General features: G+C 63.9%; 12 protein-coding genes and 1 pseudogene. 3 read left to right on the forward strand and 10 right to left on the reverse strand.

The features are described from left to right. Positions 1-26: 26 nt before the first annotated feature. Positions 27-1,544, reverse strand: coding sequence for a CoA-acylating methylmalonate-semialdehyde dehydrogenase (locus tag ACFIMZ_RS27620; protein ID WP_431822652.1), 1,518 nt, complete (start codon positions 1,542-1,544; stop codon positions 27-29). 54 nt (positions 1,545-1,598) lie between these two features. Then, on the reverse strand, positions 1,599-2,957 hold the full coding sequence (locus ACFIMZ_RS27625; protein WP_431822653.1) for an aspartate aminotransferase family protein: 1,359 nt from the start codon (positions 2,955-2,957) through the stop codon (positions 1,599-1,601). 104 nt (positions 2,958-3,061) lie between these two features. Between ACFIMZ_RS27625 and ACFIMZ_RS27630 the strand changes: the two genes are divergently transcribed. Beyond that, positions 3,062-4,021: a LysR family transcriptional regulator gene (locus ACFIMZ_RS27630; protein ID WP_431822654.1), complete on the forward strand. Its 960-nt coding sequence runs from the start codon at positions 3,062-3,064 to the stop codon at positions 4,019-4,021. Between the two features lie 45 nt (positions 4,022-4,066). On the opposite strand, the gene ACFIMZ_RS27635 is transcribed toward ACFIMZ_RS27630, so the two are convergent. The 7 genes and pseudogenes from ACFIMZ_RS27635 to ACFIMZ_RS27665 all read right to left on the reverse strand — a co-directional run bounded on the left by ACFIMZ_RS27635 (position 4,067) and on the right by ACFIMZ_RS27665 (position 13,287). Continuing rightward, the gene (locus ACFIMZ_RS27635; protein WP_431822655.1) at positions 4,067-4,165 is read right to left on the reverse strand and encodes a PAAR domain-containing protein; all 99 of its coding nucleotides are present in this window, start codon (positions 4,163-4,165) and stop codon (positions 4,067-4,069) included. A 58-nt stretch (positions 4,166-4,223) separates the two neighbouring features. Then, positions 4,224-4,706 (reverse strand): SMI1/KNR4 family protein, encoded by a 483-nt coding sequence (locus ACFIMZ_RS27640; protein ID WP_431825378.1) that lies wholly within the window; start codon positions 4,704-4,706, stop codon positions 4,224-4,226. Between the two features lie 9 nt (positions 4,707-4,715). Beyond that, a pseudogene (locus ACFIMZ_RS27645) lies at positions 4,716-5,171 on the reverse strand (RHS repeat-associated core domain-containing protein); the annotation flags it as partial. 174 nt (positions 5,172-5,345) lie between these two features. Beyond that, positions 5,346-5,624, reverse strand: coding sequence for a hypothetical protein (locus ACFIMZ_RS27650; RefSeq protein WP_431822656.1), 279 nt, complete (start codon positions 5,622-5,624; stop codon positions 5,346-5,348). A gap of 10 nt (positions 5,625-5,634) precedes the next feature. Then, a complete protein-coding gene (locus ACFIMZ_RS27655) occupies positions 5,635-8,013 on the reverse strand; it encodes an RHS repeat-associated core domain-containing protein (protein ID WP_431822657.1) in 2,379 nt (792 codons plus the stop codon). Beyond that, positions 8,010-10,442, reverse strand: coding sequence for a DUF6531 domain-containing protein (locus tag ACFIMZ_RS27660; protein ID WP_431822658.1), 2,433 nt, complete (start codon positions 10,440-10,442; stop codon positions 8,010-8,012). Before ACFIMZ_RS27660 ends, ACFIMZ_RS27655 begins: the two co-directional genes overlap by 4 nt. 49 nt (positions 10,443-10,491) lie before the next feature. Further along, entirely contained in the window at positions 10,492-13,287 is a 2,796-nt protein-coding gene (locus ACFIMZ_RS27665; protein WP_431822659.1) for a type VI secretion system Vgr family protein, read from the reverse strand. A 221-nt stretch (positions 13,288-13,508) separates the two neighbouring features. Between ACFIMZ_RS27665 and ACFIMZ_RS27670 the strand changes: the two genes are divergently transcribed. Next, a complete protein-coding gene (locus ACFIMZ_RS27670; protein ID WP_431822660.1) occupies positions 13,509-14,000 on the forward strand; it encodes a 2,4'-dihydroxyacetophenone dioxygenase family protein in 492 nt (163 codons plus the stop codon). 82 nt (positions 14,001-14,082) lie between these two features. Further along, positions 14,083-14,505, forward strand: a complete 423-nt coding sequence (locus ACFIMZ_RS27675; protein ID WP_431825379.1) for a VOC family protein — start codon at positions 14,083-14,085, stop codon at positions 14,503-14,505. 141 nt (positions 14,506-14,646) lie between these two features. Here the strand turns inward: ACFIMZ_RS27675 and ACFIMZ_RS27680 are convergent, their stop codons facing one another. Continuing rightward, positions 14,647-16,407, reverse strand: a complete 1,761-nt coding sequence (locus ACFIMZ_RS27680) for a ShlB/FhaC/HecB family hemolysin secretion/activation protein (protein ID WP_431825380.1) — start codon at positions 16,405-16,407, stop codon at positions 14,647-14,649. Positions 16,408-16,584: the final 177 nt, after the last annotated feature.

The following is a 16,584-nucleotide window of genomic DNA, read 5'->3' on the forward strand; positions in this document are numbered from 1 at the left end:
CGGATCTTCACCGATCGCGCTGCGCGTCAGCGGCTCGACGGGAAGCTGAACACCGTCCCTTCACGCACGCCGGCCGACGGCCAGCGCTGCGTGATCGTCTTGCGCTTCGTGTAGAACCGCACCGCGTCCGGACCATACGCGTGCAGGTCGCCGAACAGCGAGCGCTTCCAGCCGCCGAACGAGTGATACGCGACCGGCACCGGCAGCGGCACGTTGATGCCGACCATGCCGATCTGGATGTTGTCGCTGAAGAAGCGCGCCGCTTCGCCGTCGCGTGTGAACAGGCAGGTGCCGTTGCCGTATTCGTGTGCGTCGATCAGCGCCATCGCCTCGTCGAGCGACTTCACGCGCACGACGCCCAGCACCGGCCCGAAGATCTCGTGCTGGTAGATCGGCATGCCGGGCTTCACGTCGTCGAACAGGCACGGGCCCAGGTAGTAGCCGCCGTCGTGGCCGTCGACCTTCACGCCGCGGCCGTCGACCACCAGCTTCGCGCCGGCTGCGACGCCGGCCTCGACGAAGCCCGTCACCTTCTCGAAGTGCTGCCGCGTGACGAGCGGGCCCATGTCGATGCCTGCGCCGGTGCCCGGGCCGACCTTCATCTTCGCGATCTCGGCCTTCAGGCCCTCGACCACCTTGTCGCCCGTTTCATCGCCGATCGCGACGACCAGCGGAATCGCCATGCAGCGCTCGCCGCACGAGCCGTACGCCGCGCCCATCAGCGCGTTGACCGCGTTGCCGATGTCCGCGTCGGGCATCACGACCGCGAAGTTCTTCGCGCCGCCGAGCGCCTGCACGCGCTTGCCGTGCGCGCAGCCGGTCGTGTAGATGTATTCGGCGATCGGCGTCGAGCCGACGAAGCTCACGGCCTTCACGCGCGCGTCCGTCAGGATCGTGTCGACCGCTTCCTTGTCGCCGTTCACGACGTTCAGCACGCCCGGCGGCAGGCCGGCTTCGAGCGCCAGCTCGGCCATCCGCAGCGTCGACGACGGCGTGCGCTCCGACGGCTTCAGCACGAACGTGTTGCCGCACGCGACCGCCATCGGCCACATCCACAGCGGCACCATCACCGGGAAGTTGAACGGCGTGATCCCCGCCACGACGCCGAGCGCCTGGAACTCGCTCCACGAGTCGATCGCCGGGCCGACGTTCTTGCTGTGCTCCCCCTTCAGCAGCTCGGGCACGTAGGTCGCGTATTCGACGTTCTCGATCCCGCGCTGCAGCTCGCCCATCGCGTCGGCGAGCACCTTGCCGTGCTCGGCCGTGATCAGCGCGCACAGCTCGTCCGCGTGCTCCTCGAGCAGCGTCTTGAAGCGGCTCATCACGCGCGCGCGCTTCAGCGGCGGCGTGTTGCGCCAGGCCGGAAACGCGGCTTGCGCGGACGCGATCGCGGCCTCGACGGTCAGCTTGTCGGCGAGCGCGACGCTCTTGTCCGATGCGCCCGTCGCCGGATCGAACACCGGCTGGACGCGGCTGCCGCCGTCGACGCGCTTGCCGTCGATCAGGTGGCCGAGGGTGGAGGTGACGTTGCTATCGTGTTTCATCGTTGAGACTCGTTCGTGAATTCGGTCATTCGTAAAGCGGGCTGCCGGCGTGGCTCAGGCCACTTCGTTCAGCGCGTCGGACAGCGCGTTGATCAGGTTGTCGATCTCGCGCTTCTCGGCGATGAACGGCGGCGCGAGCTGGATCGTGTCGCCGCCATAGCGCACATAGAAGCCCTTCGCCCAGCAGCGCATCGCAATCTCGTACGGCCGGCGCGCCGGCTCGCCGGGCAGCGCCGCGATCGTCAGGCCGGCCGCGAGGCCATAGTTGCGGATGTCCGCGATATGGCGCTGGCCCTTCAGCCCGTGCACCGCCGCCTCGAAATGCGGCGCGAGCTCGCGCACGCGGGCGACCGCGTCTTCCTTCACGAGCAGGTCGAGCGCCGCGACACCCGCCGCGCACGCGACCGGGTGCGCCGAGTACGTGTAGCCGTGCGGGAACTCGAGCATGTACTCGGGGCCGCCCGCGGCCATGAACGTGTCGTAGATGTCCTTCTTCGCGATCACCGCCCCGAGCGGCTGCGCGCCGTTCGTCACCTGCTTCGCGATGTTCATGATGTCCGGCGTCACGCCGAACGCTTCCGCACCCGTCATCGCGCCGGCACGGCCGAAGCCCGTGATGACTTCGTCGAAGATCAGCAGGATGTCGTGCGCGGTGCAGATGTCGCGCAGGCGCTGCAGGTAGCCCTTCGGCGGCACGACCACGCCCGCCGAGCCCGAGAACGGCTCGACGATCACCGCCGCGATGTTCGACGCGTCGTGCAGCGCGATCAGGTCGAGCAGGCGGTCGGCGAGATCCGCGCCGTGCTCCGGCATCCCGCGCGAGAACCTGTTTTCCGGCAGTTGCGTGTGCGGCAGGAAGTCGGCGTCGAGGCCCTGGCCGAACAGCTTGCGGTTCGGCCCGATGCCGCCGACCGAGATGCCGCCGAAGTTCACGCCGTGGTAGCCCTTCTCGCGGCCGATCAGGCGCGTCTTCGTGCCCTTGCCCTTCGCGCGCCAGTACGCGCGGGCCAGCTTCAGCGACGTGTCGGCCGCCTCCGAGCCCGAGCCGGTGAAGAACACGTAGTCGAGGCCGGCCGGCGTCAGGTCCTTGATCCTGTTCGCAAGCTCGAACGACTTCGGATGGCCGAACTGGAACGCCGGCGCGTAGTCGAGCTGCGCGACCTGGCGGCTCACCGCCTCGGTGATCTCGGTGCGGCCGTGGCCGAGGCCCGTGCACCAGAGGCCCGACAGGCCGTCGAAGATCTTGCGGCCTTCGGCGTCCGTGTAATACGCGCCCTTGCCCGACACGATCATGCGCGGGTCGGACTTGAACTGGCGGTTGGCCGTGAACGGCATCCAGTGTGCGTCGAGCCACGCGGCGTCGGTGCGCAGCGACGTGTCTTCCTGTTGCGTGGCGGTAATGGCGTCGGTCATGTCGGTCGGCGCGGCGCGCCCCTCCTTCTTGGTAGATGTTGCGCATTGTCGGGACGACAATTAGTCTTTTGAATATCGCAATATCAATGTTCACTTGCGCAACTATGCAAGCAAAGAAACCGAAGAGCCGCGCGCTGCTCGGGCAGCTCAGCGACATGGACCTGCGCCTCTTGCGGGTCTTCAAGGGCGTCGTGCAGTGCGGCGGGATGGCGGCCGCCGAGCTGGAGCTGAACATCGGCATCTCGACGATCAGCCGCCACGTGAAGGACCTCGAGACCCGCCTCGGCCTCGTGCTGTGCCGGCGCGGCCGCGCGGGCTTCACGCTGACGCCGGAGGGGCAGACGGTGTACGAGGAGACGCTGCGCCTGCTGGCGTCGATGGAAGCGTTCCGCAGCCGGATCGACGGGATTCACGACCGGATGGGCGGCGAGTTGCACATCGCGGTGTTCGACAAGACGGCGACCAACCCGAACGCGCGCCTCGGCGACGCGATCCGGCAGTTCGCCGACGAGGCGCCGGACGTCGCGCTGAACCTGCATGTCGCGTCGATCAACGAGGTCGAGCGCGGGATCATCGACGGCAGTTACCAGGTCGGGATCATTCCGGCGCACCGCAGTTCCGGCAGCCTCGTCTATTCGGAGCTGTTCGACGAGCGGATGCTGCTCTACTGCGGCCGCCAGCATCCGCTGTTCGATGCGCCGCATGGGAAGCTGACGTGGACGACGATCCGCCATCATGCATTCGCGGGGCTGGGGTTCCATTCGCCGAACATGGAGCTGAGCCACCGCGCGAAGCTCACGCGGAGCGCGACCGCGTCGGACCAGGAATCGATCGCGACGCTGATCCTGTCAGGGCGGTATCTCGGTTTTTTGCCGGATCACTATGCGGAAAGCTTCGAAAGCAAGGGGCTGATGCAGGCGATCGCGCCGCATCGGTTTTATTACACGTGCCGGTTCGTGAGCCTGCTAAGGCGCTCGCCGCGGCCGTCACGGGCGGCGTTGCTGTTTCAGTCTTGTCTGGAGGCGGCGCATGCGCGCGGGCCGGAGGGGGCTGGTGGCGCGTAGGCGTTTTCGACCGGCAGGCAGATCAGCGCCGAATGGCACCCGTGCTTATTCAATAGTCGCGTCGGTTCCGAATGCGATCAACTGGCAGCCGCACGCGCACCAATGACCGTGCAGGGCGACAGGAACACCGTTGTCGAGAATCATGTCCGATCCTTCAACGATCGGGTCTCAATCAACGACTCCGGATGGGGCGGCCTGGAGCTCACCTCTCATCAAGCGTCAAGCCTTTGAGATTCACCAACAGATCGGTCAGTGAATCAGCCGATCTCTCCAAAAATTTTTGGTTCATTACTCCCATTCCCACTTCAAATATCTCTCCGGCGGGATTGATCAGAATTGCTTGGCCGCCGCCGTCATCCCCAATCATGAAATACCCTGGAATGCACTTCTGGACTTCATATTCGACGTTTCGCTCGGGCAAAATTTCTATCTCGTGTAGAGCCAAGCAGCCGGTCGAATTGAGTCCATTTGTGATTAGAAGAAAGTCAACGTATTCTTTGGGAAAAGACAGCCCGGCCTTCGCCTCAGCAACATGAATCTGGCTAAGCGTCGCGGGAATTCTCAGTTCAAAGTGTTGGCTAAGGTTTGCTTTATTTAGCATTGAAGGCTCCCAAACAGTCGAAATATTTGTATTTTTCCGCATCGCTCGCCTCACGACATCTTCTGGAACACCTGCGGCCCTCATCTGCCGAGTGACCTCATTAAACTCTGTTCGCACATCCGTATCGAAGCCGTATTGATTTCGGAATGCCCGCTGCATACCGGAGATTTGGGCATGGACGGAGCCCGAAGTGCTCGGCAGCAAAACCGCCGGCACTGCTCGTGAACTATAGGTCCCGTTAGGGAAAACCTGCTGCTTTGCCCATTCCTGCTGAATCGGATGATGCGATTGCACCAGCCCGTCGGCAACCGTATTCGTGTTACCCGGCGGCCGATTCGCTTGGGGGCTAAGGTTGCCGTGTTGATCTGCATCGTTCACGCGGTAGCCGCCCGGCCGGCGGCATGCCAGGCCAAGCGGGTCAATCCAGCTTATCGGGTTTGGCGCGTATTGATAGACGTTAATTCCACCCGCCAGTCCGATCGGGTCTTTCGAGATGAAGCGTCCACTGGTCGGATCGTAATACCGATACCGGTTATAGTGCAGCCCCGTCTATATGTCACGCTCCCTCAGACCAACATCACGAAGAGCAACGCCCGCGACGCAGAACGTAACCGTCGTCGTAACCGCATCGCGTCTCTGCCTAGTCCGTGGTGCGCCTTTATCAGTAAGGCGTTGCGCAATTCCCATAAGGTCGAAGGGCGCAACCATCGAACCAAGTCGTACTCATGGGGCCAGCCCATCCTCAACGATCCTTTGTGCCGCAGCCTCCATATGTGTCCTTGAAACACTCTCGACGATCACGACGCCTGTCATATAAAAGAATCCGTTGTTACGGACACTATCGGTCGCATCCTGAGCGAACCTAGTCATATCGTAAAAATTCAGTTGTACATCGCCCCCCTCTGATGTGACGAGAACACCTTCTAGAAATCCCTTTTCTTCATGTTCAAATTCTGCGAGCTCGTCGTACCAGTTGGGGTACTTGATTTCGAATTTTTGCATCTTCAATCTCTCACTTTGTCTTGATCTTCCCCAGAGCACCTTTGTAGTCGTCCTCGGCCATGGGACTGGCCGGTGTTATTTCAAAGTGTGCGGGATCCTTACCACGCTGAATTATCTGCAAATTGTCCGGGATAGACTCTGATTCGATCTCATGGGGAACGAAACTTCTGCACGAGCAACTCTCTGGGTTATCGAAAACAGACACGCCATGGGTAGGCTGGACCTTGCCGTCCCGAACCTTGTACTCGCCCGGCCGCGGTTCAAACGATGGCTTATTCCCGACTTTGGCTCCCCGATAGTATTTCGTCAAACCGAATGGATCGACCCACTGCACTGGGTTGGGCGCGTACTGGAACGCGTTCAACCCTCCCGCCAAGCCGATCGGATCTTTCGAGATGAAGCGTCCTGATTGGGGATCGTAGTACCGATACCGGTTATAGTGCAGCCCCGTCTCGTCATCATGGTACTGCCCCTGGAACCGGATCGGGTTCCCCGCTTCATTGCGTTCCGGCTGCGCCTGCCAAATGGTCTTCTCCGCCCCCCACGCGCGAGACCGGCCGAGCCACACCACCTTCCCCGACTCGTCCAGTAGCTCCTGCGGCGTCCCGAGATGATCGTTCTGATAAAACAGCGTCGCATGCCGCGTCTTCGCCGGCACCTGCACGAACCGGCCATCCGTCCCTGTCGCAATGAACGCCGCTTCCACCAGCGTCTCGTCCAGCCGCGCCAGCGGCACGAGCGTGCCGGGTTCATGCAGATAGATCGACGCCCCTTGCCACTGATGCCGCTCGCTGAGCGTATGCATCCGCTGCGCCACCGGCAGCGCGTACGCATCGTCCGGATCCTCGCGCGCGATCTGGACCGGGCGGAAGGTCAACGGCTCACGTTCGCCCGGCTGACGCGGCGGCAGGTGGAAGCGCTCTTCCATCAGCAGCACGTCGCCGTCCCACGTGAACACCGTCCGGTCGATGCGGCCGTCCGGCCGGCCCACCTCCTTCAGCGTGCGCCGCCCGAACGCGTCGTATTCGAAGCTCACCTGCAATGCCGGCCGCACCGTGCCCGGGATGAACGCGGTGCCGTCCTGCGTCCGCTCGATCCGGTCGATCTCGTTCGCCGCCGGCGGTTTCGCGTAGCGATCGGCCCGCTTCAGCCGGTTCGCCGCATCGTATGCGTACAGCCACGTCACGCCGCCCGGCTCGGTTTTGCGGATCAGGTTGCCGTGCGCGTCATGGTCGTAGCGGATACGGTTCAGCGCCTTCAGCACGTTGCCCATGCATTTCGGCAGCGCGCGCTCCCACTCGATCAGCCTCCAGTATTCCGCCGCCTCCTGTTTGCGTCGCTCGAAGTGGGCCCGTGGTTCGTCCTGGCCCGGGTGCGCGCGCCGCCATTCCACATCTCGCGCGGCGGCCCGGCCATGCCGCGCCGTCATCTCGTCCAACGTTTCCTCGGTCGGGCGCGGCGGAAGCTGCTCCGGATCAATCGGATTGCCGGCCGGATCGAACGCAAAGACTTCCTTCAGGTCTGGCGTCACCGCCTTCAGCAGCCGTCCCACCGGATCGTACGTGTAGTCCGTCGCCCCGCGCGTGCGATCCTCGATGCGCGTCAGCTGGCCCGCCGCGTCGTACCGGTACTGTCGCGCGGCGATCCAGTCCGTCGGCAGCGTGTGTGCATCGCGACGCACGATCACCCGCTGCAGCCGCCCCGCCGGGTCGTATTCACGTCTCTGCTCGAAACTGCGGTGACGGCGGGCGATCTCGCGATGCAACTTGTCGCGCTCGAAGTCGACCAGCGGCTGGCCGTCCAGCAGCACGCCGTGCACATGGCCCGAGCCGTAGCGCAGCCAGTCGATCGTGCGCGTATTCGGCAACTGCGTCCGGATCCGGTTGCCGAGCGCGTCGTATTCGTGCCGCGTCACCGCCGTGTAGGCGACACCCGTGTCCGGGCAGTGGGTCTGCTCTTCGGCAATCAGGTTGTCGGCATCGTCGTAATGCAGCCGGACCTTGCTGCCGTGGCTTTGCGCGGTCGTCAGCCGGCCGCGCGCGTCGTAATAGAAGTGCTCGGCAACCCGGCCGCGGCCATCCGGACCTTCGATCTCGCGCCGCGTGAGCCGCCTGAGCGGGTCGTGCGTGTAGACCGTTTCCAACTCGCCTTCGATCGAACCGGCCAACCGTCCCGCTTCATCCCACCGGTAGCGGGTCGTGCTGCCGTCGAAATCCGTCTGTTCGATCAGTTGCCCCAGCGCGTCGTAGCGGAACCGGGTCTGCTCCTGATTCTCGTTGGTCAGTGCGGTCAGCCGCCACTGCCGGTCGTACGCATACGTCAGTTGCCGGCCTGCGGCATCCTTGCGCCAGATCGGCCGCCGGCGGGCGTCGAACGCATATTCCGTCACCTGGCCCGCGCCGTCCCGGTAGGTGCGCAGGTTGCCTTCGCCGTCCCACGTGAAGCGCTCCTCGACGTCGTCCGGATACGTGACGCTGACGACCTGCCCCCGCGCGTCGCGTGGCCCTCGGCATCGGTGACGCGCGACAGGTGGCCGCGCTCGTCATAGCCGTAGCGCGTCGCGTGGCCGGAACAGTCGGTCGACTCGACGAGCCGCCCCGCGTTGTCGTGGCGGAAGCGCTTCACGCCGCCTGTCGGGTCGGTCAGCGACAGCAGGCGGCCGTTGCCGCTCCATGTGTAGCGCGTGGTCCGACCGGCGGCGTCGGTTGCCGATACCGGCCGGCCGAGCGAATCGTATTCGGTCTGCGTGAGACGGCCATCCGGCGCCGTGACCTGGATCGGCAAGCCGTCCGCGTTGTACTCGGTGCGCGTCGTGTTGCCGAGCGCATCCGTTTCGGCGATGAGGCGCCCCTGCGCGTCGTAGTCGAAGCGCTGCGTGTGCCCCAGTGCGTTTTTGGTGCCGACGAGGCGGTGGTGTGCGTCCCACTCGAATGCGTCCGTGGTCCCGTCCGCATATTCGACCAGCACGATCCGGTTGTGATAGTCGTAGCGATGGAGCGTCGCGTGGCCGTCCGCATCGGTGACTTTCGTGTACCAGTGCTCGCGGTGATACTCGAAATGCATCTCGTCCTGAATGTGCTGCCCGTCCTCACCGAGCCAGGTGCGCACGCACTTCGCATCGGCCGGCGCGGGCTCGCCTGCGCGCTTGCCCGGCCAGTCCCATTCCAGATTCGCGGCGTTGCCGTTGAAGTCCGAGTAGCGCGTGAGCAGGTGCTGCTGGTACGCGTACGTGCGCCGGAATCCCAGCATGTCGACGTGGCTGGCCAGGTCGCCTGCCGCGTCGTAGGAGTAGCGGGCGAGCGCTTCCCGGGCGAGACCCGCCACGCTGGTGCGGTAGATCCCCGACACCCGTCCGTTGACGTATTCGAGGCGGATCGTGTTCTCTGCACCGTCGCTGAGCGTGGCGAGTTCGCCGGCTTCGTTGTACGAGAAGGCCAGGCCAAGACCGTCGCGGCCCTGGCGGGTGACGAGGCGATAGCACACATGCATCACCGTGCCATGCCGTTCGTAATCCTCTCGACTGCCGTCGGGATAGGTCAGTTGAATGCGCCGATTATCCGGGCGCGTGATGACGAACTGCTCGGCCGGCACCTCGACCGATTCGCCGATCCCCACCGGCGGCAACGGCACCGCGCGGTTGTCGGGATCGAAGAACGTCAGGAGGCCGTCCCGTTCTTCCAGCGACAGGTGATACGGGCTGCTCCAGCGTGCGCCGAGCGGACTCGCGTCATACGCCGCGAGGCTCGACCGGTAGCGCCGTGTCCACACGATCGGCACGATCCCGTCGAGCATGAAGTCCGTCTGCTCGAGGTTCTCGTCGCCCATTGCGTAGTTGACCGGCTTCGCGCTCGCGGTGGGCGGGCACCCGCAGCCGTCCTTCGCCGGTAGCGGGCTCGGCTCCGCACCCTTCTGCGTCGAATCGCGATGCTCGCCGCGCTTCTTGTGCGGCGCCAGCATCGTGCCCGGTGCGGCCTGCGCGACATGCGACGGCACCTTGCGCGCGCGCCGCGCCTTGATCTCCGCGGTGATCTGCGCGGCCATGAACAGCAGGCTGCCGGCCTGCGCCACGTCGCCGAACGCCGCGTCGAGCATCGGCCCCGTGTTGCGGTCGAATTCGTCGAGCCACGCGACGATCGCGTCGCGCTGGCCGGACAGCTCGAGCAACTGATCGATGCCGTGCAGCGCGATTGCTTCGGTCGACGGCACCCAGGACAGGAATCCGCTGTTTTTTTGGATGCGCCCCATCTGCTCCGCAGCCGAGACCGGATTGATCACGAAGCGCCGCACCGTCCGCGACGCCTCGCGCACGCCCTTGACGATGTCGTCCTTACATTGCTTCAGGTGCGCATCCAGATCGGCCATGAACGCGATCACGTCGCCGCCGGCCGTTGCCCAGAACAGATCGACCAGCACCGCCGCGCCCGCGCCCTTCGCGAACGCGAGCAGCACCTCCTTGACGACCACGCGGGCCGGCCGGGTCGCATTGCCCGCCGCGGGCACGACCCCGATCGCGTCGATCGCGAGGATGCTCCAGCTGAGGACCTTCTTCGCGCCGCCCGGCTCGCTGCAGATCCGGTAGATGTCGACGCCGACGTCGTAGAGCGACATCGCATTGCCGACGACCGGAAGCATGTACAGGCACTGGATGAAAATCTCGAGGCCGTGGTTCGTGACCGATTCGGCGCGGGCTGCGACCACCTTCGGCGATGTCGCGGGAGCGGGAACCGGGCTGACGATCACGCGCCGGGCTTCGGCGTTCTGCTGGATGGCTTGGGGAATCGGGCGCTGCGGGGTGGGAAGGGTCTCGGTGCAGGCCATGAGTTTGTTCTTTGTCTGGAGGAATCGGATGCGGGTGCCAAAGCCAGGGTCAGTTCGACGCAATGGTCTTGGTCAGGCTCCGGGCGAGGACGGGCGTAGAAGTCGTCGCTTGGCTGGTCATTGAGCCTACGGCCCGCGGTTCGAGCACGTTGAGTGCAGCCTGACCGAATGCCGCGACATCGCCCTTGACAACACTTGCTGCAACGCTCGACGCCGTCGCCTTGATCGCAGTTGCCGACTCCACAATCCGCGCAATCGGCGCGGCCATCGCCGGCCCGACAAGACTGGGAACGGCATCCCCAGCGTTGCCTGCAGTCCTGTCCAGTTGCGTCGCGCCATTCGGATCGCGCCACTTGCGCGCCCTGTCCTGCAGATCGTGGTCTTCCTCGAGATACTCGACCGTGCCGCCGCCGCGCGGCACGGTCGCCAGCGTGCCGCGCCCGCTGGCGTCCAGCCGGCCTTCGCGCCACGAGCCGTCCGGGAACGTCACGCGGTATGGCGCGTGCCTCACCGGCTCGCCGTTCGGGTACGCGTGCCAGAGTTGCATGCCGGTCTGTTCCTGCTTCGGCATCAGCGGCAACGCCTGCCGCTGGGTACCGGACGGCTCGATGCGCAATGGCCCCTTCAGCCGGATGTGGCCCGCGCTGCCGATCTCTACCTGACCGCCCGACAGCTTGATGTACGCGCCCCCACACATCAGCGTCAGCGATTTGTTCGCGTTCAGCGTCACCGCGTCCGACGTGCTCGCAATCGTCACGCCCTTCAGGGCCGTAAGTTCCAGCGCATCCCCTTGCGCCTGAACGTCCACCTTGCCTGCCCCCGCGTATAGCTTCATGCCTTGCGCATTCGCATACATTGACACCGCATTGCCGGCCGCGACCGTGTAATTTCCGCCGACTGCCGCATCCGCATTGCCGCCGGTCGCCGTGAACAGATGTCCGCCGGTTGCCAGTTGCATGTGCTCGCCACTCGTAATCGCCACCCCGTGCGGCGCGGAGACGAGCAGCACTGCCGCCTGCAGATCCTTGATCCTCGCTTCCAGCAAGGCCTGTTGGGCTTCACATGCGGCAACGGTCGCTTTGGCTGTCGCGACCGCATCGGCCAGGCTCGTCATTCGCGATCGGGCTGCATCGAGTTGCTCCCGCGCAACCGTCATGTCGAACGCATGACCACCCGCGCTCGACTGAGCGTCGGCTGACACGAACAGCCCCTTGCCTGCGCGCAACACGCCACGCTCGTCGGTGCGGACTTCGAATCCCTCGCCGCGCGTTGCTTTACGGCTGTCGACCAGATGACCGAGATTGACCTGCGTCTTCCCGCCGTAGTCAGTCGACAGCTTGATCCCCTCGCGCCCCTTGAAATCTTCGAAACGAAGCTTGTTGTTCGCCTGCGTGCGTATCACGTTGCGTGAATTGAAACCATCGCGGCTCGTCACAAGGTCGACGGCCTCGCTGTGATGATGCGCATATGCGATATATGGCCGATTCGGATTCCCTCCGACGAATGCAACAGCCACCTCCGTATCGGCCAGCAACGGAAAATGAAACCCGGTCTGATTTCCACCCGCGAACGGCTTGGCGAGCCGCAGCGGCACGCATTCGCCGCCTGCCGGCCAGTCGTCGAAGTCGAAATCGAAGCGCACCGTATACAGGCCGGCGCTTGTCAGATTTGCGTACGGCGAAGCGTCCGGCGTCGTGATTCGCGCCGGCAACGTACCGGCGATCGTCGGGTAGCGACGCTCGTCGAGTTTTAGACGGAACGGCCGTCCTGACGGAATTGCCTCGAAAGTGTTGACATACGACGTATCACGGCCGCCCTCATGCCGGACCGATACGATCACGATCCCGTGTGGCGCGTCGGCCTGTTTCTCGTCGAGTTTGACGACGAGTCCAGGCGCAAAATCCACTACTGAGCTCTTGCCGGAATACACGACCTGCCACGCGACGGCGGCCTCATGGCGCAACTGCGCTTCGCGCTTGGCTTCGTCTCCATCCAGATGGTGCGAGCCGTATATGTAGCGCTGGCCCCATGTCGTCGGATCGTCGCGCGCGACATTGGCTTCAGCCTTGAAGCGATCGTAGGCATTCTCCGGGTTGTAGTCGGCGACCTTGATCGTCTGCGGGATCGTTTCGCTATGCGATTCGAGCGCCAGAACGGCTTGGTGGCAGGTTTCGAGGCCGCTTGCTTCGCGGTATGGAACGGTGACGTTCGGCCGGTACGTATAGGCATCGACGTCGTCGCCGAAATGCAGTTCGTCGCCGTGCTGTCCGGCGCGGAAGAAGCAGTACAAGCCCGTCTGCTCCATCAGCAGGTGAAGGTAATCCCAGTCGGACATCCGGTATTGCATGCGGAATGCGAGACGTGGATAGGCGCGCCGCAGCTTGAACGAAAACTGATGGGACCGGAATTCGTGTCGCCTCAGGATCGATTCGATGATCTCCGGCACGGATTGCTGCTGATAGATACGCGTTGCCTGAGCAAGGCGCAGACGCGCAACGAACGGCTCGACGACGATCCGGTACGACACGAAATCACGCGTCTTGCGTACCTGGCCGAACGCGGTGATGCAGCCCGCGAATTTGCGCGCCGCTTCGGTGGCCCCGCCCGTTCCCGGCGGTTCGATCGTGAAGGTGCCGGGGCGATTGAGGTAGTCGGTGCGCGAGAGCGCAATCGGGCTCGTCAGCATCACCTCGATCCGATAGGGCTCGCCAAGCCATTCGTCGAGCGCGAACGACATGATCGACAGATCTTGCGCCCGCGGGGCGCCCGGCACGTCCAGGAAATACGACTGGCGACCGGTTATCCACTGCGCCAGCGCGCCTTGTGCACCTCGTTCTCGGGCCATCGTGTTCTCTCAGCGTTGTGCTTTTTCTCGGAAGCTGAAGGAATAACGATTAGCCACGCATACGTCCAGCGAATGGAAATGATTTGCAACAATGTTCGCGACAGAACGGCCGTCACAACGCAACGACTCGATCGCAACGTTGGATCCCCCAAAACCATAAAGTCGAACCTTCCCTCTGCGATAATGCCGCCTTCCCTGTCATCTCCCGCCCCATTCCCGCCATGACACCCCCGTCCGTTCCGCTCCCGACCGACCTGCCGCCGATCTCGTGCCTGCCCGGCGACGCGCTGCCGTGGCTGCCGATGAGTCCGGACCTGCCCGGCCTCGCGATCAAGTACCTGCACATCAACGCGGCCGAGGACACGCTGACCGCGCTGCTGAAGATGCCCGCCGGCCGGACGCTGCCGCGCCACCGTCACGACGGGCAGGTGTTCGTCTATACCTTGCAGGGCGCGTGGCGCTACGTCGAATACGACTGGGTCGCGCACGCCGGCTCGACGGTGCTCGAACCGGCCGGCTCGGTCCATACGCCAGAAACGCTTGGCAACGACGGCGAAGACGTGATCACGTTCAACGTGATGCGCGGCGATCTCGTGCTGCTCGACGACGACGGCCGCGAGACCGCGCGGGAAAATTGCCGCGTCGCGCTGCTGCGGCAGCGCAAGCATGCGCGCACGGCGCCGGATGCCGCCGCGCCGTTCGTCACGCGCTGAGTTCGCGTGGCGTCGGATACGATGTGCGACACGGTTATCGAATTTGACCCACGCAAGCGCATCGGACCTTGAAGGCCGTCACATGAAACCAAGAGTCAGCGTACTGACAATCGGCGTCGACGATCTCGAAACGGCCATGCGGTTCTACCGCGACGGCCTGGGTCTGGAAACGGAAGGCATCGTCGGCACGGAGTTCGAACATGGCGCAGTCGCGTTCTTCGATCTCCAGAGCGGTCTGAAGCTGGCGCTCTTTCGCCGCGCCGACATTGCGCACGACGCAGGATTGCGCGTCTCCGGACACAGCGCAACCGAGTTCACGATCGGTCACAACGTCGGTAGCGCGCAGGAGGTCGACCACGTGATGCAGCAGGCGGTCGCCGCGGGGGCGCGGCTCGTGAAGCCGGCAGGCAAGACCTTCTGGGGCGGTTATTCCGGATACTTCCAGGATCCGGACGGCCATCTGTGGGAGGTGGTTTTCAATCCGGCCTTCGTCCCCGGGGATTGAGGATCATCGCGCCGGTTCCGTCGGCCGTAGCGCGCACCTGTACTTGCAGATGCGCGTCGGAGAATCCCCCACTCGCACCCGGCCTCGCCGGGCGCTTGCAGGTCCTGCCGTTGCGTGTCGTCCCCTACGTCAACGGCCTGCCTAGAACTGCGCGGTCACCTGGAATCCGACCGTCGCGCGAGCAGTCTGGAATCCGGATGGCTTGTAGACAGGCGTACCCGCAAACAGGTCATACGCGTATGCACCGAACCGCGTGCCGACGCTTCCCTTTACGCCGATCACCGCACCGGCCAGTTGCGTACCGACGAGCGCGATTGGTTGTGGTCCCCATACGCGACCGTAGTCCAGCCCGGCATAAACCGCCTGTCCGGTCTGTCCAATCGGCATCTGCAATTCGTTGCGCCAGTAAAAGCCGCGCGACGCCGCCAGCATTGTCTCTCCGTCGAACCCGCGCACCGTGTAGCGGCTTCCGATCGTCACGTCGTCGATGTAGTTCAGCATATTCCCGGTGTACTGGCCATGAAACGCTCCGACGTACCGGAACGGTTGTTTGCCGATCGCGAACGGCACCGACAGATTCGCGTCGAGCACGGCCATCTTGTAGCGATAGGTGGGCCCGCCGCCTGCCGCCAGCAAATCGTCCTGCGCGCCGAGCCCGCCGACGCCTTGACGGTATACGAGCGCGCCATCGAACTGCGCGCCGTCGAAGTAATGCCGGTCGGTCAGGCCGATTTCGATGAGCGTGTTGTTGCGGCGCTGCTGAGTGAGTTCGGTATCCTCGATGAAACTCTGGCCGAAACGTCGGGACAACCGGAAATACGCGCCGAACACGTCATTCTGGCTGCGTGCCAGCACACGAGCCAGCTTGAAATCGACCGTCTTCGAATTGCCGCTTGCGATGAACGTCTGGTTCACGCCGGCAATCCGCTGATAGTAGCTGTTCGTGTACGCGGACAGCGTGGCGGTCCAGTAGCCCCATGGGATCGAATAGAAACCGTTCCAGCCGTGCGAGCCCAGACGCTTGTCGCCGAACTCGAGATCCTGGCTCACGCCGACGTTAAAGACATCGTTCAGGCCGAGCGGATTGTCGATGCCGACTGACAGATTGCCTTGCAACTTGCCCGTGGCGCGCGTGCCGGAGTTGTCGATCGATGCGACGACCGTCCACGGCTTACCGCGCTTCACATCGAGCATCACGTCGCTTTCGCCGGGCAGATCGGCCGGGACGATTTGCATCGATACGTCCTGACTCGATACACGCTTCATTTGCTCCAGACCTTGTTCGAGGTCGCGCAGGTTCAGCAGTTCGCCGTCTCCAGTCGGGAATGCGGTCTTCCATGTGCCGCGCAGCTTTTCATCGGCGAAGCGCACATGACGGATCACGCCGGGAATCAGCGAGAGTTTGAGTGTGCCGCTCGACAGATCTTGCTCGGGGACGAGCACGCGCGTGGTGACGTAACCGCGCGCCAAAATCGCCTGAGACAGTCCCTTGACCAGCACGTCCACGCCTTGCTTGCCGACGCATTGCCCGGCGTAGTGGTTCAGCCATTCACGGGCAAACGCGAAGCGATCCATCGGCAGCGCGGATGCGCCTTGAGCCTTCGCTGTGTCGGGCAACGAACTCGGCACCTCGAGCGAGAAGCGGTCGATGCGGAAGCACGGCGTTTCGGTGGGAAGCGCCGGATACGCTTCGACGTGCGGCACTGCCGAGCGTACAGAAGGGGTGCGCACGGTCGCCTCGCGCTGTTGTGCGTCACGTTGCTGCTGTGTTTGCCGATCCTGTTCCGCGTTTGCTCTTGCGGCGGCGGCTTGGTCGGCAGGTGTCGGTGCCTGCTGGGCCTGTACGCCGAGCGATACCAAGGCTGTGATCGGCAGCGCCGCCAGCCGTTTAGTTATTTTCATTTTTATTAACTTCCCTGATTTTTCCTGCGCGTCGAACACCAATACTCCGGAGCACCTTTCGAAAATGTCTCCACGTCACCTACCACGATGACTTTTCGATAAGCCGAGCAACTGAACGTACATCGACACATCCTCATAGAGCAATTTTCGCGTTCTCAGATCGCGCACAATATTTGT

The sequence above is a fragment of the Burkholderia sp. F1 genome (genome assembly GCF_050813845.1).
Classification (GTDB): Bacteria; Pseudomonadota; Gammaproteobacteria; order Burkholderiales; family Burkholderiaceae; genus Burkholderia; species Burkholderia ubonensis.